The organism is Enterobacter adelaidei (assembly GCF_041937165.1).
In the GTDB taxonomy this organism is placed as follows: domain Bacteria; phylum Pseudomonadota; class Gammaproteobacteria; order Enterobacterales; family Enterobacteriaceae; genus Enterobacter; species Enterobacter adelaidei.
On record NZ_CP154356.1, the window covers coordinates 54,091 to 73,337 of the forward strand.

Genomic DNA, 19,247 nt, shown 5'->3' on the forward strand with positions numbered 1-19,247 from the left:
GGATGTCGTAATGGGATTTCGATTTCGTAAAACGATCAACATCATTCCCGGCGTACGGCTGAACTTAAGTAACGGCGCACCGAGTCTCAGCGTAGGACCGCGGGGGGCGTCTGTATCCATTGGTAGCCGGGGCACTTATGCCAACCTGGGTTTGCCGGGTACCGGCCTGAGTTATCGCACCAGACTGGATAGCTCAGCCCGCTCACGTACTGCCCGTAGCGCACAACCCGATCCTTCTATTCGGCTGGAGCTCGAAAAGGAAGTGGGCGCACTGATGTCTGTTGTGAGCAGTATTGCCAATATCCATGAGCTGACGCCGGATCCCCGCCAGGGTATCAGCTGGTCCGAACTGGAAACAGAATATCTGGCCAGTCGTCAGAAACCCTGGCTGGTACCGGCGCCGGTACGTCCGGCGAAACCTGAGTTGATGCCCTTACCAGAGCAACCGGATGAGAGCACTAGTGTAGGATTTTTTGGGAAATGGTTTGAATCCGATGCGGCCCGTGCAGAGCGTCTTGAGGAGCTCAGGAATCAATGGCAGCAGACGCTGGCTGATACGGAACGAGAAAATACGCTCCGCCAGCATCGCTATCAGCAGCAGCGCACCGCCTGGGCTGAACAGTATGCCAATTGGCAATTCGAGGCTAAGGAGCATGAAAGCAGGCTGATCGCATCGCAGGCTGAAGCCCGTGACCAGTTTCGCAGGGACAGTGCTTTCTTTGAGTCCCGACTGGGTGAGGTACTGGCGCAAACTGAGTGGCCACGGGAAACTCTGGTGACGTTCGAAGTCAAACCTGAACAGTCCACGGTCTGGCTCGATGTCGATCTGCCTGAGATAGAAGACATGCCTGATAAAACTTACGGTGTGAATGCCCGCGGTACAGAAATCACCGAAAAGGCCATGACGCAAAAAGCACAGCGAGAAAATTACGCACGCCATGTTCATGGGTGCCTGTTGCGCCTGGCCGGTATTGCCCTGCATACACTACCCTTTGACTACGTGGTGGTTTCAGGTTTTACCCAGCGCATCAGTAAACGGACCGGGTATCTTGAAGACGAATACATCCTGTCATGCAAATTTAGCAGAGCACAGATGGCGTCGATTAATTTTGCCGGGATAGAACATGTGGATCCGGTGGAAGCGCTTGGAGACTATCCGGTTATCAGAAAGATGAGCACGACATTTATCTTTCAGGCAATTGAACCACTTTTTTTTGACGCAGGCTTTAACTAACGATGCAACTCAATACGCGACAGGTCCGCATTTTCACTCTGGCTAATTTACTGGGCACCGGGAAACCGGTTCCTGCCGCCGATATCATCACCAGCCTGGAATGTTCAGAGCCAACCCTGACACGGGCCCTTAAAGCACTCAGGGAAGACTATTCAGCAGAAATAAAGTACAGCAAGGCCAGTCACTCTTACCAGATGATCACGCCGGGTAACCTTGATAAAAAAACGCTGCGACGGATGAGTGATGATCTGGCAAAGAATGCCGAACTGAAAAGCACAGAGTCAGGTGGCCGCGTCATTCTGGATAAAGATAAAAAAACAGCGGTCTCTTTATCGCTGCGTATGAAAATACTGCGGAAGATAGACAGGCTTGCGGATATGGAAGGTCTCTCAAGAAGCGAGGCCGTGGAAAAAATAACGGAACGTGTGATTGACGAGCTTTTAAAGGAAAGCCGTGAAAATGAGAAGATTCGGAAAAATGAATCCCCTTAACACAAAGTAACCGACAGAGAGCATAAAATATGCGCACCCGGTAAACCATTACTCCTGCAATGGTAAGTAAAACTTTAACCGGGAGCGTTTATTTATCTTCGACCAAAGTTGCCCTGACTCAGCATTATGCTTGCCATAGCCACTATCAGCGAATACCTTACATCAAAGCTGAACTCAGATTATCTTCATATAAGGGGTAACATTACCCCTGACCCACGCTTATCAAAACACTCTCAAGTAGTCAGGGTTGATGCATTTTAAACCAGGTATATGGTATGAGTTGCCATAAGGTTTTTGTAACTAATTTTGTATTTCTAACTTTTTAACATCATAAATATGCCGGGTAAATCCCTACCTGTGATTCATTTTAAGTATCGTTCCCATCTAACATGTATGAACCCCATGCGACTTTACAACCTGTATACCAAGGCACAATGTCTCAGAAGCTCTTCAAGCGCAGTTCATTCATTTTAAGAAACATAAAGAAGTGAATCCGTTCGACATTGTTCATTAATTCAGTTGGCTTTCTGTTGATTTTATTTTTTAATGTTTCATAATCAACTGAGATTATGATTACTACCCTCTGGAGCTAAAATGTCTGAAGAACTGAAAACACTTAATAACACCCGTTCACTGCGAGCTCAGGCGCGTGAGTTGCCTCTCGAAACTCTGGAAGACATTCTGGAGAAGTTTAATGTCATCGTTTCGGAACGTCGTGATGAAGAAGAAGCAAAACGTAACGAGATTTCGGAACGTACAGAGAAGCTGAATAAGTTGCGCCAGTTGATGCTGGATGATGGTATTGACCCGTCAGAGTTGCTTGAATTCTCCACCGGCCAGACAAAACCTAAAAAAGAGCGTGCAGCACGACCGGCCAAATACCAGTACACCGATGAAAACGGTGAAACTAAAACATGGACTGGCCAGGGCCGTACACCTAAAGTTTTTGCTGAACACATTGCCAACGGCGGCAATGTTGATGACTTCTTGATTAAATGATAAAAAAGGCAGGGAATTAATCTCCCTGCCTTTTTTCTTCCTTTCGTGCATATCAACTGCTCATACTCTGAACATTCGTATTTGTTTCCGGCGCCGCATTGTCTGTTTTCTTTCATTTACTTGATTGGTTCGGCGCGTCTTGGCATCCTCAAGTAACTAGCAGAGTCGGTCAGCTCCGTCGGATTGCCAAAATAAGTGTTACGAGCATCCGGCTAGCTTATGATGGTGAACGGCAGGCGTACGGGACCTCTTCATAAACAATTCAGAATTACCGCTACTTATTATTTTCAAAAATAGACAAAGACTAAGGTACGTTGAAATTTTGATTTAGTGGAGAGTCAGATCATTGATCTGTGTTCAATAAAATTGTGTTCAGTAACTGCATTACCATTAAAAACACTAAGAATATTGTTCATTTCAATTAGCAGGCATTTTTTCTGGGCCACTATTGCTCTGCAACCTCTGCGTGTAACGTTCACAAAATTTTTGAGAAGCCAGATTGTAAACTTCCACCCAGGCATACAAACGTCTGTTTAAATAAATAATCAAACAATGCAGCAAATGACTCGTTCGCATATCTCTGGCGTTCATAACGTTGAGTAAAGTGTCAGCCTACTGACCTGGTATTGCTGTCTGGCTTATTGCTATTGTCCGCAAAAAGATATCCGATTAACGTATCGGTTTTTAGACAAACGGCAAACTGTGCTGGGTCAGTGGCTCGTTTAGCCACGTCGACCTCCGCCTCGGCTAGTGAATGTAACTTTTCAACCTAAAAGCAAGGAGCACGTGGTGAAGAGAGGTAATCGAAAAGTGCTGCCGCATCCTCTCCCTTAAATTAACCTTTGTGTGATAATGATGTTCATAATATCCTTGATAATGTAATGCCAGCCAGTTCAGCAAGAAGCCTGCTTTAAACTGACCGGAACATAGCGCAGAGATTAGCCGTTCCGGCTATTCCCCGGTATGTCTTTTCGCATGCCAGTAAATCGGGTGATATTTACGAAAAATACCGGAACAAAGGAAATGGCCAGTAGCGTTCCGCTAATCATCCCGCCGAATACACTGGTACCGATCGCATGCTTTGTGCTGTCACTGGCCCCATGGTAAGCATCAGCGGAACAGTGTTTAATGTGAAAACCAGAGAAGTAATCCGTATTGACCACAAGCGCTGCTTCAATGCAATCAATGTCGCATCAATAAGGGTCTTTCCTTCTTTCATCAATTGTTTCGCGAATTCGATAACCAGAATCGCATTCTTAGCGGAAAGGCCAATCAGGGTTATCTGGCCCACTTTGAAAAAGACGTCATTCGTCATATTCGTTACGGCTAAAGCCAGCACAGCGCCGAGCAATCCAAAGGAACTATAAGCATTTCCGCTAAGGGAACGGACTAGGTTTCGTAAAGAGCAATACCACCAGTATCAAGGCGAGATAGCTGCTTTATCTACTTATTAAAATGTACCTTTGAAAAAGTAGACTTTCTGCGATACGCTCTGGCGGTATCATTTCCCCCGATTTTTCACGCAGCGCGCCGGACGGTTTCCGGCCCTGACGGAGCCCTGGATGACACAGATGCCTGATGATGATCCTGACCTGTCCATGTCGCCGGCGGTCATACCACCTGATGGGGATTTCCTGCCGGCGCTGACAGGCGGCGAGGGTCCGGTCAGTCCCGCCCGGGCGTACCTGCTTTCCCTGAATTCCCCCCGCAGCCGGCAGACCATGGCCTCGTTCCTTAGCATCGTCGCGGACATGCTCGGTTCAGCTTCCATGGATGCCTGCAGCTGGGGCAGCCTGCGGCGTCATCACGTGATGGCTGTGACCGAGCTGCTGCGCGATAGCGGGCGGGCCACGGCCACCGTCAACACCTACCTTTCGGCACTCAAGGGCGTGGCGAAGGAAGCCTGGATGCTCAGGCTGATGGACGTGGAAAGCTTCCAGCACATCCGGGCGGTGCGCAACCTGCGCGGCAGCCGTCTCCCCCGCGGCCGGGCCCTGCTGCCGGAGGAGATCCTAGCGCTGTTCAGTACCTGCGAGGATGATGGCTCCAGTATCGGCCTCCGGGATGCGGCGATGCTGGGTGTCATTCTTGGCTGCGGCCTGCGCCGGTCGGAGGCCGTGGGGCTGGATTTGAGTGACGTTGTCACCACTGAGCGAGCACTCAGGGTGCTGGGTAAGGGGAACAAGGAACGGCTGGCCTATATGCCGGCGGGCACCTGGCAGCGGCTAAAGCTGTGGATCGATGAAGTGCGCGGAGAAAAAGACGGGCCGCTGTTTACCCGTATCCGTCGCTTTGACACCCTGACGAATGACCGTCTCACCGACCAGGCAGTGTACCATGTCCTGCAGGTGCGCCAGCGCCAGGCAGGAATAGCGAAATGCGCCCCGCACGATTTAAGGCGTACTTTTGCCACGGCCATGCTGGATAATGGGGAAGACCTGATTACGGTGAAGGATGCGATGGGTCATGCCAGCGTCACCACCACCCAGCAGTACGATCGCCGCGGCGAGGCGCGCCTGCGAACGGCGCGCGACCGTCTGGATCTGATATGAACTTAACAACACGTTAAGATAACAAGTTAACAAGATAGTAGGTGTGGATGCTCGCATGCTTGCAATTTTCTGAAATGGTGTCACATTGGAACTTCCGTTAAAGTAGGTCTGCCGGCTATCCCGTTTCCCCTTCTGAACCGGGGTGGTTTGGATATGCGGGATGGCCGGTCCTTTTCGTTCTTTTGCCGGGTACCATATGTGATTTTTAGGGTTATGAAGCGTGAAAATCTTCTGCAACTTCAGAAAAGTAGCTGAGTAACCGTGTATCTCTCGCGGGCATACGTTCATGAGCCGGTGTTATCAGCCCCATCAGCAGAAAGCGGCCGCTATCCCACATGTGTTCTGTGTAAATGAGATAGTGATCTGAGGTACGGTTGTAATTCTCTTGTCTGGCACTCCAGGTGAGCTGGAAATGCAGATTAACGTGAATATGCTGGACGTTAGCATCGACAGCGAATGGCGGGTAATCAAAAGGGGCGTCCCTTCCAAGAAGATTTGACGGTGCGCCAGTTGATTTATACGTAATGAACTCTGCTTGTAACTGGCTCTCCAGCTCAGGGTAAACGGCAAACGTGGGCTGGAAAAAAGTATCCCACGTGACATGACTGTACTCAGCTGTTAACGCCATTTAGCCGCTGCCCTGTTGCCTGAATCCAGCAGGTGATTCATGGCCGAGAGGTTGATTCCAGAGTCACGCACTTCTGTCGTTCGTGTGATTTGATCAATAAGACTGAGGTAGTTTTTAGTCGCAAGACTGACCATTTTAATGGCCTTAAAGAATGCAAACTCAACAGAATTCCTGTCATACGACTGAACGATTTTTTTTTCCGGCAGCATCAGAACAAAGGACTCTGCGATACCTGCGACATGGATAGTATGATTTCTGATGTCGCTGGCGACTTTGATAGCGCCGGCGAAATCGCTGTCTGCATACCGTGCCAGCTCGATGCGACTTGAGCGTAATTCTTCAGCTACGTCATTGAGAGCAACAGTGAGCTCGCTGATATCGGTTTTGTTGACTCTGGAGCCCATTTCGTAAACCCGTTCAACAATCGTAGGCTGACACGCAACCGCTTTGGGTTGCGGCTGGAAACTGGCAAGAACCAGTGCCACTGCGGCCTGCAAGTGCTGGATTTTAAATTTCACGACGGGCTCCATAATCATCATCTCTCGACGAGGCGCTGCATTTTACTACTGAACTTAACTATATGCTAAAAAAAGTTGGTTGCATATGTGGCTGGCACAGCAAACAGGAAATTGAAATCTTCTATCTGGCCGTGGCTTTCCGGATTGCTACCTGAAGCCTGTCAGCGGTTACAGCTTCCGGGAAAACCGTGATGGTGTCGGGAGTCGCCCCGCTAACGGGCATGACGATGATCCCCGGCGTTCCGGTGAGTCCCAGCGCCTCCGACAGATTGCTGTTTTTCTCAAGAGACGCGGTATGGTCGCCAGGAGCTGAGGTGGCCAGCCCCGCCTTTGACGCTGCAACGCGAATATCCTCCACCGTCAGTTTGCCTTCATTATGCCCGGTGGCGTAGATGGCATTGTGATAGGTGACATAGGCCTGCGGCCCTTTCTTTTGCCAGACCGTCAGCCCCTGCTGCGCTGCCTGAAGTGAGGCTTCCCAGCGGCCACCAAATATTGGCCACTCCTTAAAGAGGTAGCGGACGTCCGGCTGCGCTTTCATGACCTTCTCCAGCTCCGGCGCAAAGCGGCTGCAGAACACGCACTGGTAATCAAAGAATTCAATCACCGCGACCTTTGTATTATCAGGCCCGTAAGCCGGGGTATCCGGATCATGCAGAAGGTTCGCCTGATTCTCCATCACGCTGAGTGCAAACATCTTCTGCTTACGTGCCTTCTGCTGTTCCTGCAGCTTATGACTGACCGTCACCAGTATCTCCGGGTGGGATACCAGGTAGTCTGCTGCGATTTCCCCGATACGGGCCTCCTGCTCCGGGCTGAATATCGGCTGAGGGGCCGAAGCGTGTGCTGTTGCAATAAAGCCAATGTATGTTGTAACTATTAATGCTGCTAATTTGTGTACTTTCATCGTCTGAGTCTCATTGTTAAATGGGGGATTAGCGTTCTTTCTGAATGGTACGGGTGAGGGTCTGTTCTTCACGCTCCGGCATGCGGCCGCGTTCAGTATTTTCTGCCACCCTGAGCATGTCGCGCTCAGCGTTTGCCAGATCTGCAATCACACGCGATGCCCGCGACTGTTCACCGGATGCCTTGTCAGCACCTTCCAGCTCACTCCTGACACCTGCAGCAGCTTTCATTTCCTGTCCACCGGTGTTTTCCTCACCTCTCACCCTGGCGATTACATCTGCATCCGGGGTGAGTGGTTCCGGTTTACGCGGGTTAATGTCTTCCGGTTTCAGTCTGATCACCTCTTCCTGCGGAATTTCCGGCAGCAACGACTCCGGCTGCCTGTTCCGTCCGGCGTCTTCATTGCGAATCTGGTCTGCCAGCATCTGTTCGCGCAGTTGCTGTACGTTCTGCTCGTCAGTCAGCGTGGAGACAATACCCGGCGACACATCCTGTTTTGTCCCACCGCTCACCTTAAGCAACCATGCTGAAGGCGGTTCATCGCCGGTCTGCCAGACCACGCCGTCCTTCGGGTGATGTCGTACTGCATCAAGCGCGGCCGCCAGGTCACTGGCCACAATCGTGTTGCCTGACTGGCTTCGCTGCAGTACCGCACCACGGGCACGTTCTGTCATGACCATCCGGGTCTCCCCCTGTGTCATCCGCCCTTCCGGGCTGGCAACCAGGGAAACCATGGCCAGGCCCGCACTCCTGCCATTGTTGTCATACACCGGCAGCGCCAGCGCCGGTTCAGGAAAGCGCCGGGTGGCCGGGATGATTTTTGCCGTCAGTGACGCATCCTGCATGCCCTGATGGCGCACCCAGGCGCGACCGATGGCCGTTTTATTCACCGGCTGCCCCATTGCCCAGATGGCTTTCGCCTGTTTGCGCTGCGTTTCTGGTGCCAGCGCATCGTGCGCCGTTTTGATATCACGCTCCGGCGTTTTTACCGCCTTAACCCAGTCCGCTTTCTTGTCGGTGTAAATCTGGACGTGCTCCTTGACGCGTGAGGCTGAAATGTAGAAGGCACGACGGGAAGCCAGTGCCTTACGTCCGTCTTTCGTGCCCTCAAGCGCAATGACATAATCACTGCTGGCCCCCTGTGCGCCGTAGCCGGTGACGGCCCAGCCGTAGTCGAGATTCTGCTGCGCCCGGACCTTCTCAGGATTGATGGTGACGCGACCGTTCTCCCCCTTCAGACGGATATTCCCCTCCTCGCTGACCGACTCCACCGTATAGCGCTGGTTGGCCATCTGCCCCTGTTCGCGATCGGTCGCCGTGAACTTAAGCAGATCGCCGGAACGGACTTCCATCTCGCTGCGGCGAAACAGCTGCACGTCACCGGTGATCAGCTCCTTCGGTGAAACCAGAGCAATCTTCCCCTCCTCATCACGTACCGTCACCGTGCTGCCGTTACGGTCAACGGCTACCACATCCTGGTAGCGGTCACCGCGTTTAACCACCATCCCGGCTTCCCAGGACTCTGTTTTATTGAACTCATGGCGCGTATGGGTGATTTTATCGAGCACCGGCACCTTAATAGCCTTCTCCCCCAGTTCTCCCCGCGCTGCCAGCGCGGCATGAATGCCAGCATTTATCGCCTTACGGTCGGCGTTCAGCTGCGCAATGATGAGCGTACGGGACCGCGCCTCCGGTGACGTTTTCACTGCCTCCGCTCAGCTCTGCAACCAGCGTATCAGCGTCGACTTCCCCACCCCGATAGTGCCATGCATCAGGAAGTTGAGTACCTCCGCCATCCTGACCATATGCAGATCACCCACGCGCAGGTCAGAGAACTCACCGTTTTTACGCAGGAGCTTGTTCACTTCAGCTGGCTTATCAGTCAGCTGCATCCCGGAAATGTATTCATCTTCACTTTCCTTTCTGCCGATACTGGCGATAAACCATGTCACGGCGATAAACACCACCATACTGAACAACCCGCTGGCGCCGGCCGCCCACTGCAGCTCAGTCAGGCACTGGTTGCCCATCTCCTGCATATACAGGTCGGTATAGATCTGCGGCAGGGTCATTTTGAGCACCATCATCGTCGCGGTTGGCGCATACCAGTAGTGGACGTCGTAAATTTTTGGCGTCCCCGTTGCCGGCATCAGATCGATAAAACTGCTGTTGATGCTGGCAAACCACCACAGGGAGCCGTTATCAAGGGCTTCCTGTGGAATTCGCCAGAGAAAAATGGCGGTAGTTAGCACGGCGAACAGGATGAAGATCCAGAATCCTATCCAGTTGTTCACCTGAATGAACATGCGCCAGCGGTAGGCGGTCATCTGCCCGCCCTGAGTGAGGTTTTTTCCTGCGAAGCTCATAGAGTGTTGTCCGGCCGTTATTGCATCACCTGTTCGGTGATGTGTGTTATCAGGGGAGAAACGTTGAAAAGGGTGATGAATTACGTGATAGCGCGAGTGGGAAAACGTCGGGTTATTACATCAGACTCAGTTCATATCTGGCCTGCTGACATCCGTCCTCCCAGTCCTGTGCATTAATGTATGCAGCCACAGAACGGACTGAGGAGGCCACATCCTTATAAACCGGTGAATGCCACTCCTGGGGCTCCAGACCATATAGAGTGAATTCATAGCCAGCCCAGCCAGCAATGATGGTCATTCCCTGCCCCTCAGGAAGTGAACCAAATACATTCATATAAGCCCTCGCTAACATCAGCTCACTTTACGGTGTATTCGGGTGGCCGGGCCTGACCGCCAGCAACGGGACCGGGGAGTGGTGTTCCGTTCTGGCCAACAGGTGGTGTCTGCTGGCCAGTGGTCTGGTTGCTGCCGGGGGCTTTCGTTAGCTGGTCATTCAAGCGCTGTATTTCAGCGTCCTTCTCGGCCAGCTTCTGCTCGGTTGTGAGCTTGTTCTGCGCGAACTGCTGAGCAAGCGTGGCAAGGTTTTGCTCAAGAGCGGAGGTCTTTGCCTGCTGCTGTGTCAGCGCGGCATCGTTGACCTGTTCGTTAAACGTCGCGGTCACAACGCCGGTCAGGTTTGGTGTTGCAACCGGTGCGGGTTGCTTTTGTTTTTGCTGGTATTGCCCGTACCACATTACGCCGCCTACTGCAGCTGCGCCGCCAATGATGACGGCGGCCAGGATGGCCAGTTGCTTGCGGCGGGTTTTCAGGTTTTCATTCAGGCTGATGGTCATGAGCGGGCGTCTCCGTCATCTGAAAACACAATCCAGGCATAGCCCTCACCGCCAGCGTAGAGCTGATTCTGCGACAGCATTACGGCCCGGACGCCCTTGCGCCAGAAATCGCGCTCGCGGAGGCTGCGGGTGATGCTGCCCGGGTTGCTCATCCGGAAGCGAACAACCCGCAGGTGGTTGCCCACAAACTGGCGTTCAGGCGTCAGGCGTACATCACTGGTGGGTGTGTAAGCCGGCATGCGGCTGACCGGGTATTCCCGGTAGTCGTCCGGCACCTGGCCATTGACTGCGGCGCGGGATAGCGCAACCAGCGTTTTTTCATAGGTCTGCCCTTCTTCCCATGCCTTCGCATCGTCGTTCTTGCGAAGTGGTGGTGACATCGGGGTGAAGCGCAGTGTTTTGCCGTTACCCGGCTGCGGCCTGACGTTCAGGCTCAGCGATGAACCGTGGTCAGTCTGGATAAACAGGGTGAAGTTCTGGCCAACAAGCGGAGACAAAATAAGCGCTCCGTCCTCGGTCTGGCTCTGGTCATACGCACCGGTTGGTCCGCTGATGCTGGTAATGAGTTCTCCGTCTACAACAACCTTACTCGGGTTGGTGTTGCTGAGAGTGACGTTAAAGGCGGCGTCGTTCTCAAACGGAATGGCTGCGGGTGAGGAAGCGGCCCGGAGGCCGCTGGTAAATAATCCCGCTGCCAGAAACACAGCAGCAGCTGCCGGTGAAATGCGAAATTTCATGGGCAGTCCTGTCAGTTAGTGGAAGATACCGGCTTGAGTTCTTCAAAGCTGTGGAGGTTAATCACACCGTTGTCATAACTCAGTTTCAGTCGGTAGGTTTTTTCCTGGTCTTTCAGTGGCGTGATGATTGCGCCGTTTGTGGTGGAGGATTTCAGTACCCCGCTGTACTGCACGGAGCCATCATCCATGACGCGAATTTCTTTCGTGTCGAACTGGGTGGTGATGCCCGCTTTCTGGATGCGCTCAGTTTCTATGTCCAGGGCTTTCTTGAGTACGTCCCGTTCGGCGGAGGGGACAAATCCAAGAATCATTTTCTGGTTATGTTCGATGTTTTCCGGGGTAACGTTGAGTCGCCAGTAAATAAAGGAAGCGGCGAACTGTGTCAGACCGGTCGCATCGACACTTTTAGAATCTGATGCAAATGGGCGGTTAAACGTTAACGGCGTGGTGATGGTTTTCTGGGTTGTGGCGAAATACCATGCCAGTGACCCTGTCAGTACATTCCCTGCGCTCATGAGTAAAGTTAAAGCTGAAAGACCAATAAACGCATAGCGGAGTTGTTTATCGCGCTCTCCTTTAATATTCAGTTTCATGAAAAACTATGCCCTCCAGTGCCGGAAACTTGAGTCAGGTATCTGGCGAAAGGTTACTTTGAATAAAAGTGATGGCAGGTGCCAGTAGCAGAAATTAAGCAACCAGTACGACCCCTGCCCTTTTTTCAGATATCTGACGATGAACCAGAGGATTCCCGCAATTACACCAAGTTCGAGTGACAGGTTGTTAAGCACCCCCAAAACTAAAAGGGGTGCGGTAACAATAAATTCGTCAATCGGTAAGCCTAAATAGCGGTTCTGCTGGTTCATTGTTTCCGGGAAGTTATATTTGTCTCCTTCCCCGTTCATCATTTAGCTCGCGATACCGAAGGCGACACGGGTAAAGATGATTGCCATAACGATACCGACGAATACCAGTAGTGAGCGGGCCTTAATGTAAATAAACAGGCCCATGATGATTTCGGCGATATAGAACCATTTAACCAGTGATGAGCCGGAGCCGAAGGTGGAATTAACCGTGGCGTTCTGCGAGGAAAGAAGGTCGGTACCAGATGCGAATGCCGGGTGAGTGACCATAAGTGCAATTAAAAAAGCGCCTGCTGACTTTAAGTAAAATTTAGCCTGGCGATTTTCGCGTGCTTTGCGGAATAAAGACGCTACCGCCCATCCCTTACCGACGTTAAGGGCACTGCCTTTGGTTAACATGTTTGTTTTCTCCGAAGTAAACAAAAGTGAATCGCGTAAGTGCTTGTTTACGCGGGCGCAATTGTCCCATGACCCTAAAAAAAAAAAACTGTGACGCATGTCACACTTTTTGGAACCATTCAGATTTATCCGAATATGTAAGTGGGTAGGCTTTGTTGACCAGTAAGTTCGGAGATGGTCTATGGGATCTATAGCTATGAAAGTAAAAGAAAAAATGTGGGATGGTCGCGGCCGTCCACGCAAGTTCCAGCCAGGTGAGGCGGTGGAGTGGCGATTGCGTGCACCGGATAATCTGCTTATGGAGCTGAGAATATGTGCCAGAGCTGGCAACAGAAGTGTGAATGAGGAAATTATTGCCAGGCTTTTGTTGTCGCTGAATTATCAGCCCGGCAAGCCTGTCATTAAAACTGCGGAGGGTGAGCGGCTCATTGCTCTGGCGGTGAGATTTGAAGAGTGGCTAGGGCAATTACTTGATGGTGAATCTCTTGATGATGCTGGAGAAATTAAATCCTCGCCCAAGCAGGAGCAATTGTGGATGTGGCGTGAGGGTGAAAGAGTTTTGCTTCCGGGGAAAACAACCGGATATAGCATGCGAATTCCTGAAAACCTTGCAGATGAAATCAGGGCAATGGCGAAGGTGCATAACCGTAGTCTGAATGATGAAATGCTCACCCGTCTGATGAATACGCTGGGTTATTTTACGGAAAGGTTACTTGACCAGAATGAGGATGTGCAGGCGCTTAAAGTTCTTTGCATGGAGTTCGAGGTGTTCCTGAAAGAAAAAATAAAGGAGGTGGAGAAAAGTGACCTTCCCTGGGATGAAAAACCGTCCCTGTGATCGATGTGGGCCGGGGTGTCCGGCTCACAGATTTATTCTTTTTCGTTGATGAAGTGCCTTGCTTCTGCTTCGTTCTCGGCTGTGTTTATGCCGCTTAAAATCATATCAAGCGTATCTTCAAGGCTGCCTTCGCCGTCTTTTCCTGTCATTTTTAAATACATCTCAGCGATTAGGGTGGCAATGAGAACTGTGCCTTCGCGTGAGCCGGCTGCTTTTCTTATGAGGTCTCTTCGATATCCTTCGATATCAAATTGATTGCCATCCTCGCCATCGCGTTTATAAACAAGCAGTCCAAGCCGGATTAATTCGTTGCAGGTAGCTGATATGTTTGCTTCTCCAGCATTAGCGCCGTTCTGCAGGTCTTGTTGAACAATATCGCGAACTTCGCGTTCAATTTTATCTTTAAGGTAGATGCCGACTCTTCCCATATTTCTTACCTGTTTTAAGTTAGTGTCGGAACCGACACTATGTATGGCCTGTTGGTGGATTTCCACATTGCTGTGCAAGGCTGTAATGGGTTGATACTGCTGTGCATTTCTGTTCTATACAGTAGTACAATCCAGCACTATGATGTGCGATAGTGTGACACTGTGCGATATATAATTCAATGTAATTAAAGCATATCTACAATTGTATGATACATGTGTGACATACCGACACTAACAGGTATCAGGATTATACGATAGTGTAGTGTCGGTATGTACGACATTAAACGGTCACATTCCAAAAGCGCGCAAATTTCTTACAAACATCCCACTGAAATGAAAGGAAAAATCTGCAAGACGAAGTCTTGCGTGGGGTGTGATGTTTTAAAGGGTTAGTAAAGAGCGGCATGTTAATACCGTATACCGTTCTGGCATGTTTATTTCGGACAGGTGTTAAATCCCTTCAGGAGAGCGCTCAGGCGCGTTTGTAGTGAATTTACTTGATTGCGACGATCCGCCGGGGTATTTTTTAAAGCGCCTCTCCAGAGCCCGTTTATTTCGCTAAAAGGCCAAACCATGAAAATATCGTTACTGCCTGCTGCTTTACTGACTCTTTCACTATCTGCTGGCGCAGCTCCGCAGATGTGCTTTGATCAGGCCGGGAAAGATTACCAAATTGATCCGCTGCTGCTTATGTCAATTTCGATTAAAGAGAGCCATCTTGTACCGGATGCGATAAATGGATCAAACAGGAATGGAACGGAAGATGTCTGCGGTATGCAGGTGAACAGTTCCCATTACGGTAAACTTAAAAACTTCAATATTACCCGTGAGCGCCTGTTAAATGATCCATGTATCTGCGTTTATACGGGAGCATGGGTACTGGCGCACAACTTTCGGTCATACGGGAAAAACTGGGACAGCGTGGGGATGTATAATACTGGACCGAGCAAAAAGCTCATTGTACAGCGCAAGGCCTATGCACAGGATATCAAAAATATATATCGTGTATTACTGGCCAGAAAAAAGTTACTTTCAGAACGTCTCGCGCCAGCTGCGGGAAAGGAGCATGATATTAAAATTGCAGAAACAGCATCGTCACATAGCGTGCAGTAAAAAGCCGCTCTGTTGAGCGGCTTAATTTTTAGGCCTTCAGTTTTGCAAACTCCTCCGCCATTTTCCAGAGCACCTGATTTAATTTGATGTCACCATCTATTCCGGTGACTTCCCGCGTTCTGGTCATCTTCCCTTTTTCCGTTCTGCCACGAATTCCCCCACGGATCACATTTTCCTGCACCACGTTAAACGTGGTCCATAAATCCTGGCCTCTGTCGAGCACACGGCGAGGGTTAATAATTTGCTCCGGTGTAATCGGCGCTGGTTTTCCATCGTATTTAAGTTCCAGGGCGGTCGCACCAAAAAGGCGCTGCTCAGGCAAAGTGAGCTGAATGCTTTTCATGAGGTCTATATTTTCATCAACCGCGTCGAATGTTTTCAGCACCGTGTAAGCGCCTTCAATAACCTGCCCGACAATATCCCCTTTGTGGGGTACGCGGATTTCACCAAAATCCTTCCATGCAACCAGACCATTACTGCAAACCTGACGGAACATGCCGGGGATCATTTTATAGCTGCTTGAACCATCATGGCTATTCAGCAGAATAATTTCCGGCACTTCTTTTCCGTTAATCTGGTCATGACGGCGCAGGCGAAGCATATGCTTTGTAAAGTCGCTTTTATCCTGGTCACGTGTACGTGACTGCGTTGCATAATATGGCTGAAAACCTTCATCACGTAAGCGATCAAGAATGTTAATGGTCGGGATATACGTATAACGTTCAGAGCGTGAATCGTGTTTATCCGATGAGAACGCGCTCGGAACGATGCGCTGTAATTCATCATTCGTCAGCGGACGGTCTTTGCGGATCGAGGCAGGCATACGATAGCGGCTTGCGAAACTGACCATTTTTATTTACTCCTGATTATTTAGTAAGAGATGAAGAAATAACGCGGTGAAAATTATCCAGCGGGATTGCAGCTGCCACCGGGCGACCATCTACAACCCAGACAGAGATATAATCCGGGCATTCGTCATTTATTAACGTCAGCTCAGTGGCATTCTCTGGCGGCGTAAAAATTACCGGTTGTGGCTCCCCTTCCGATGCGGCCAGGACCCAGCAAAACAGATCCGTAAACTGGGACGTGGTGAGGTTTGAATCACATCTTCCGGTAGATTCTTGAGCGGCGGTTTTGACGTTGACGTTTCGTGTGTGCATCCTGGTTTTCTCCTGTGGTGATGGCAGTCCATCTCCCTGGTGAGTTCTCTCGCGGCAAAGGGCAAAGGAGCAACGGCGAAGGGCGGAAGGAAAGGGGCGGAGACTAAAGTTTTTGCGGCACGAAAAAAAGTTTTGGCGGAGTGCATTTCACCCCTTGGATGACGACCCGACGGTGCTACAAGCAGCCCTCCGCGTGAGGACACACGGGGGATGGCTTCACCGGGGGAACAGGATGCACACACCCGACACGTCGGAACGGCGTGGCGCCATTAAAGCGACGGCATCAGCCGGCGCGGTGAAGGCGTTCCGGACGGCACGGCCGGAGAAGCCGCAGCCCTTGACCTTCGCCATCAGACCCTAGCCGTATGGCCCGAAACCCGGAGGGGTTCGGCGGAGCCTGGCGGGTGCGCAGCGGCCGCCCTGGCGGAGTGGGGCTCGACGACCGGACAGCAGCGCTGGCCGGGAGCCGAAGGGGGCCATCGCCCTGCCCTGTTTTCGGGTTATGGCCACGGAGCTGCAGCTGAGGAAGTTAACCAGCAGGACGACGGATATGACGCCCGGGATGAAGAACACAGGGAAAACCAGGCCGAAGCCAGATACAGGCAGGTAACTAATGGCGCGCTGACTTCAGCAAAATCAGGCAGGAGAGAGGGCAAGGCGGAGGGAGCAGAGGGGCAGCGCCGAAGGCGCGTCCCCCTTCCCCCGTTCCCCGCAGGGGAACAGACCTTCCGGGTTGTTCATGCATGCGACTGCACCCTTCGGGATGGAAAAAGGGGCTACCGGCGAACCGGCAACCCCTTCATAAAGGCGCTTCAGGCATGTCCACACAGTCTCAGCCCCTGAATGGCGGGGGGGGGTCCCCCCGCCGGGGTTAGCTACTTAGCGGATTCGTAAGCCATAAAAGCTGCCACCTCCCTGTTCGTGTCCCTGTATCGGATTTCGCAGAGCGATTTCCGTGTCAGGTAAGTGAATATCAGCAGTGTGAGACACACTATTAATACGCACCAGAGCAGGGTATTTCGTGGCAGTTTCATGGCCTTCTTCTCCTTGCCTTGCGGCATCTAAGAGGCTATCCTGATGTTGTCTAGGCATACAGGTGGCCTCGTGGGTTAATGAAAATTAACTACGGGGCTTTCTGCTTTCTGCCACACAACACGGCAACAAACCACCTTCACGTCATGAGGCAAAAAGCCTCAAGCGCCACGTCGATTATACCGGGCAGGTGCTCTTTCTTACCAGGTATATCCACGCTTTATGCTGCTTAACGCCTGAAATATCTCAGGTATCCCCATCCCGCGATCACTACGCCCGTGACCAGCGCAAGATTGGGCAAAATGACGTCAAATGCACTTACAAATTCGGCATCAGAATTACCCTGCCCCCAGAATGCCAGCTTGTACCCGACGCCCCAGACAAAGAAGATGATCCCGGCACTCAGAACTCCGTATTTCATTACGCCGAGCAGGATTTCATTTAACCAGCCAGGCGGATCACGCCATGTGATGACCAGAGCTATTAGTGTGCAGATGATCTGGCCTGCATAATAACCAGGCGTACCATGCCATTCTGGCGCAGCATGCTTAACGATTAAATAGAACAGCACGTTCAGGAAGATAACGAGCAACCAGTACCTCATAATTCTGCTTTCCTTATATGTTTTGTCTGAGCAGTCAGACAACATTGTATCTGATTCATCGGGCGGACTTGCCATTGAAATATGCCTGACTTGCAGCCAGCTCACGCTCGATTAACTCATCGGCAAACAAAGGGGCAACACGATTAATCCGTGCCTGCATATTGCGCCTTCTCACTGCGGCTTTCCGTTCATCGCTCCAGCGCTGGATCTGTTTCTGACCGAGAAAATCCACGCAAACAGCGTAACCTGAGCCAGCAACCCAGCGTGCCATCACCTCCTCAGGTGCCGCCTGCCCTGCCTCCACGACAACTGAAACCAGCTCCAGTAGACCTGGGCAGGGCTTGTGCGGCAATTTCCAGCGCAGGGAATAGCGCCACTTCATACACCGCTCCGGTCAGCCAGCTTATTTGGCACCTGCCAGCGTTCAGCGACACGAACATGCTCAGGTGTTTCTCGGACAATAAACGGGATTTCATACATCACTGTATACAGCGGCTCACCGCTGATGCGAAGCCAGTCAAGTTCCTTCAGCGACGCGAACCGCGACTGCCAGCGCCAGAACGGTCCGGCAAGCTCTGCCGCGTCAAACTCGTCGCTCCACCGGGTGTACCAGGTGCAGACGGTTTCCGGAGACTGAAAATTCAGGTCAATTTTCGCCTGCTCCAGCAGGTTCTGGCGCAGTTTCCAGTGCTGTTCGTACTCACGGGACTGGCGGCGCAGCTGGCGCGTGGTCTTAATGCCGGACCGGTGCAGCCGTCGACCCGTGCGGGTGTGCATGACCTCAGGAAACAGTTCGGCCTGTACGTCAATCGTGAGCGGCAGCGGGCAGGCTTCGCCACTGGTGGCGATCATCGTGTTAAGCGCCTCCTCGACCTGTTTCAGGTTCGAATGACGGTTATTTGGCACCCAGTGCAGGCCAGGTATTTTACTGGCCACCGTGGCGTTGAGGCGTCCGCTGCCCGTGAGAAGACGCAGAAAGGTACGCACATACGGCATGGCGGGCAGTCGTGCGCCGCGTTCGCGGGCAGACTCAACATGGCTGATAGCCTGTATTGCAGCCTGACGGGCGGGCTTCAGGGAAACGAGCGCGTGTGAGGATGGGATCATGCTGTCACATCCCCGCTCATCAGGTTCGCCACGGTGCGGGCAGTGCAGTTAAAGCGGCGCATACCTGCCAGCTGCGCGATCAGCTGGCTTATCCGGTCAGGCTGTAGCGTGTCACTCTGGTAAAGGGTACGCACCACTTCCCCGCCGGAGGAGAGCAGTACCAGAAGCCAGTAAGGCGAGACTTCGCCGGGGCTGCACACGCACAGATGCCAGTCATCGCTGCCGTCCGCGCTGAAGCGGCACTGGACGGGGAAGAAGCCGCCGAACTCGCTGCGGTATTCGGCGCAGACGCGCCATCCTTCTGGTGTCGACAGGAGGCCGGTCACGGTATCGCTGAGGGCGCGGCGCGCGTCCTCGCCCTGCTGACGGATAAACTCCAGGTCGGAGGCGGTCAGTTTGTTGATTTGGTTCAGGTCATATTGCATAGTCATGTCTGTTCCCG

Annotated in this window: 24 protein-coding genes and 4 pseudogenes; 6 read left to right on the top strand and 22 right to left on the bottom strand. The window is 51.9% G+C overall.

Annotated features, from left to right (window positions below; all coding sequences use genetic code 11):
- The first annotated feature begins 10 nt into the window (after positions 1 to 10).
- From AAHF05_RS24795 to AAHF05_RS24805, 3 genes are all read left to right on the top strand, one after another.
- Positions 11 to 1,234 carry a DUF4236 domain-containing protein gene (locus tag AAHF05_RS24795; protein ID WP_045295134.1) on the top strand — a complete coding sequence of 408 codons (1,224 nt, stop codon included), beginning with the start codon at positions 11 to 13 and terminating at the stop codon, positions 1,232 to 1,234.
- Positions 1,235 to 1,236: 2 nt separating this feature from the next.
- Positions 1,237 to 1,725, top strand: coding sequence for a tellurium resistance protein TerW (locus tag AAHF05_RS24800; protein WP_045295136.1), 489 nt, complete (start codon positions 1,237 to 1,239; stop codon positions 1,723 to 1,725).
- 594 nt (positions 1,726 to 2,319) lie between these two features.
- Positions 2,320 to 2,724 carry an H-NS family nucleoid-associated regulatory protein gene (locus tag AAHF05_RS24805; RefSeq protein ID WP_045337323.1) on the top strand — a complete coding sequence of 135 codons (405 nt, stop codon included), beginning with the start codon at positions 2,320 to 2,322 and terminating at the stop codon, positions 2,722 to 2,724.
- A gap of 459 nt (positions 2,725 to 3,183) precedes the next feature.
- Here AAHF05_RS24805 and AAHF05_RS24810 read toward each other — a convergent pair.
- Together AAHF05_RS24810 and AAHF05_RS24815 are read right to left on the bottom strand one after the other, a co-directional pair.
- Positions 3,184 to 3,559, bottom strand: a pseudogene (locus AAHF05_RS24810) (GNAT family N-acetyltransferase); the annotation flags it as partial.
- 103 nt (positions 3,560 to 3,662) lie between these two features.
- Positions 3,663 to 4,113: pseudogene (locus tag AAHF05_RS24815) on the bottom strand (efflux RND transporter permease subunit); the annotation flags it as partial.
- Between the two features lie 173 nt (positions 4,114 to 4,286).
- Between AAHF05_RS24815 and AAHF05_RS24820 the strand changes: the two are divergent.
- Positions 4,287 to 5,276, top strand: a complete 990-nt coding sequence (locus AAHF05_RS24820) for a tyrosine-type recombinase/integrase (protein ID WP_023327721.1) — start codon at positions 4,287 to 4,289, stop codon at positions 5,274 to 5,276.
- 211 nt (positions 5,277 to 5,487) lie between these two features.
- Here the strand turns inward: AAHF05_RS24820 and AAHF05_RS24825 are convergent, their stop codons facing one another.
- From AAHF05_RS24825 to AAHF05_RS24875, 11 genes and pseudogenes are all read right to left on the bottom strand, one after another.
- Positions 5,488 to 5,904, bottom strand: coding sequence for a type II toxin-antitoxin system YafO family toxin (locus AAHF05_RS24825; protein WP_023327722.1), 417 nt, complete (start codon positions 5,902 to 5,904; stop codon positions 5,488 to 5,490).
- Positions 5,895 to 6,422 carry a hypothetical protein gene (locus tag AAHF05_RS24830; protein ID WP_223195142.1) on the bottom strand — a complete coding sequence of 176 codons (528 nt, stop codon included), beginning with the start codon at positions 6,420 to 6,422 and terminating at the stop codon, positions 5,895 to 5,897. The genes AAHF05_RS24825 and AAHF05_RS24830 overlap by 10 nt, the downstream gene beginning before the upstream one ends.
- 121 nt (positions 6,423 to 6,543) lie before the next feature.
- Complete coding sequence (locus AAHF05_RS24835) at positions 6,544 to 7,329, bottom strand: DsbA family protein (protein ID WP_213783322.1); 786 nt, start codon at positions 7,327 to 7,329, stop codon at positions 6,544 to 6,546.
- A 28-nt stretch (positions 7,330 to 7,357) separates the two neighbouring features.
- A pseudogene (locus AAHF05_RS24840) lies at positions 7,358 to 9,025 on the bottom strand (conjugative transfer relaxase/helicase TraI domain-containing protein); the annotation flags it as partial.
- Positions 9,026 to 9,043: 18 nt separating this feature from the next.
- Entirely contained in the window at positions 9,044 to 9,694 is a 651-nt protein-coding gene (locus AAHF05_RS24845) for a TraD N-terminal domain-containing protein (protein ID WP_244997015.1), read from the bottom strand.
- A 115-nt stretch (positions 9,695 to 9,809) separates the two neighbouring features.
- A complete protein-coding gene (locus tag AAHF05_RS24850) occupies positions 9,810 to 9,992 on the bottom strand; it encodes a hypothetical protein (RefSeq protein ID WP_244997017.1) in 183 nt (60 codons plus the stop codon).
- Between the two features lie 58 nt (positions 9,993 to 10,050).
- Complete coding sequence (locus tag AAHF05_RS24855) at positions 10,051 to 10,527, bottom strand: hypothetical protein (RefSeq protein WP_374936483.1); 477 nt, start codon at positions 10,525 to 10,527, stop codon at positions 10,051 to 10,053.
- Positions 10,524 to 11,264, bottom strand: coding sequence for a type-F conjugative transfer system secretin TraK (gene traK, locus AAHF05_RS24860; RefSeq protein ID WP_374936484.1), 741 nt, complete (start codon positions 11,262 to 11,264; stop codon positions 10,524 to 10,526). Before traK ends, AAHF05_RS24855 begins: the two co-directional genes overlap by 4 nt.
- Positions 11,265 to 11,275: 11 nt before the next feature.
- Positions 11,276 to 11,857, bottom strand: coding sequence for a TraE/TraK family type IV conjugative transfer system protein (locus AAHF05_RS24865; RefSeq protein ID WP_023327726.1), 582 nt, complete (start codon positions 11,855 to 11,857; stop codon positions 11,276 to 11,278).
- A gap of 6 nt (positions 11,858 to 11,863) precedes the next feature.
- A complete protein-coding gene (traL, locus tag AAHF05_RS24870) occupies positions 11,864 to 12,166 on the bottom strand; it encodes a type IV conjugative transfer system protein TraL (protein ID WP_213783325.1) in 303 nt (100 codons plus the stop codon).
- Positions 12,167 to 12,169: 3 nt separating this feature from the next.
- Positions 12,170 to 12,523 carry a type IV conjugative transfer system pilin TraA gene (locus AAHF05_RS24875; protein WP_096184874.1) on the bottom strand — a complete coding sequence of 118 codons (354 nt, stop codon included), beginning with the start codon at positions 12,521 to 12,523 and terminating at the stop codon, positions 12,170 to 12,172.
- A gap of 196 nt (positions 12,524 to 12,719) precedes the next feature.
- Here AAHF05_RS24875 and AAHF05_RS24880 point away from each other — a divergent pair, with 196 nt between their 5' ends.
- Entirely contained in the window at positions 12,720 to 13,361 is a 642-nt protein-coding gene (locus AAHF05_RS24880) for an Arc family DNA-binding protein (protein ID WP_032636186.1), read from the top strand.
- A 32-nt stretch (positions 13,362 to 13,393) separates the two neighbouring features.
- On the opposite strand, the gene AAHF05_RS24885 is transcribed toward AAHF05_RS24880, so the two are convergent.
- The gene (locus tag AAHF05_RS24885; RefSeq protein ID WP_023327730.1) at positions 13,394 to 13,789 is read right to left on the bottom strand and encodes a hypothetical protein; all 396 of its coding nucleotides are present in this window, start codon (positions 13,787 to 13,789) and stop codon (positions 13,394 to 13,396) included.
- A 573-nt stretch (positions 13,790 to 14,362) separates the two neighbouring features.
- Between AAHF05_RS24885 and AAHF05_RS24890 the strand changes: the two genes are divergently transcribed.
- Complete coding sequence (locus AAHF05_RS24890; RefSeq protein WP_032636190.1) at positions 14,363 to 14,902, top strand: lytic transglycosylase domain-containing protein; 540 nt, start codon at positions 14,363 to 14,365, stop codon at positions 14,900 to 14,902.
- A gap of 28 nt (positions 14,903 to 14,930) precedes the next feature.
- Here the strand turns inward: AAHF05_RS24890 and AAHF05_RS24895 are convergent, their stop codons facing one another.
- From AAHF05_RS24895 to psiB, 8 genes and pseudogenes are all read right to left on the bottom strand, one after another.
- The gene (locus AAHF05_RS24895; RefSeq protein ID WP_096184876.1) at positions 14,931 to 15,752 is read right to left on the bottom strand and encodes a DUF932 domain-containing protein; all 822 of its coding nucleotides are present in this window, start codon (positions 15,750 to 15,752) and stop codon (positions 14,931 to 14,933) included.
- A 16-nt stretch (positions 15,753 to 15,768) separates the two neighbouring features.
- Positions 15,769 to 16,062, bottom strand: a complete 294-nt coding sequence (locus AAHF05_RS24900; protein ID WP_023327733.1) for a hypothetical protein — start codon at positions 16,060 to 16,062, stop codon at positions 15,769 to 15,771.
- A gap of 875 nt (positions 16,063 to 16,937) precedes the next feature.
- The gene (locus AAHF05_RS24905) at positions 16,938 to 17,057 is read right to left on the bottom strand and encodes a type I toxin-antitoxin system Hok family toxin (RefSeq protein ID WP_223156217.1); all 120 of its coding nucleotides are present in this window, start codon (positions 17,055 to 17,057) and stop codon (positions 16,938 to 16,940) included.
- Positions 17,005 to 17,154 (bottom strand): annotated as a pseudogene (locus tag AAHF05_RS24910) (DUF5431 family protein); the annotation flags it as partial. The pseudogene AAHF05_RS24910 and the gene AAHF05_RS24905, both read right to left, overlap by 53 nt.
- Before the next feature lie 169 nt (positions 17,155 to 17,323).
- Positions 17,324 to 17,698: a hypothetical protein gene (locus AAHF05_RS24915; protein WP_023327673.1), complete on the bottom strand. Its 375-nt coding sequence runs from the start codon at positions 17,696 to 17,698 to the stop codon at positions 17,324 to 17,326.
- A 55-nt stretch (positions 17,699 to 17,753) separates the two neighbouring features.
- Positions 17,754 to 18,080, bottom strand: coding sequence for a hypothetical protein (locus AAHF05_RS24920; protein WP_023327674.1), 327 nt, complete (start codon positions 18,078 to 18,080; stop codon positions 17,754 to 17,756).
- Positions 18,077 to 18,805, bottom strand: coding sequence for a plasmid SOS inhibition protein A (locus tag AAHF05_RS24925; RefSeq protein ID WP_033147101.1), 729 nt, complete (start codon positions 18,803 to 18,805; stop codon positions 18,077 to 18,079). The genes AAHF05_RS24920 and AAHF05_RS24925 overlap by 4 nt, the downstream gene beginning before the upstream one ends.
- Entirely contained in the window at positions 18,802 to 19,236 is a 435-nt protein-coding gene (gene psiB / locus AAHF05_RS24930) for a conjugation system SOS inhibitor PsiB (protein ID WP_023327676.1), read from the bottom strand. The genes AAHF05_RS24925 and psiB overlap by 4 nt, the downstream gene beginning before the upstream one ends.
- Positions 19,237 to 19,247: the final 11 nt, after the last annotated feature.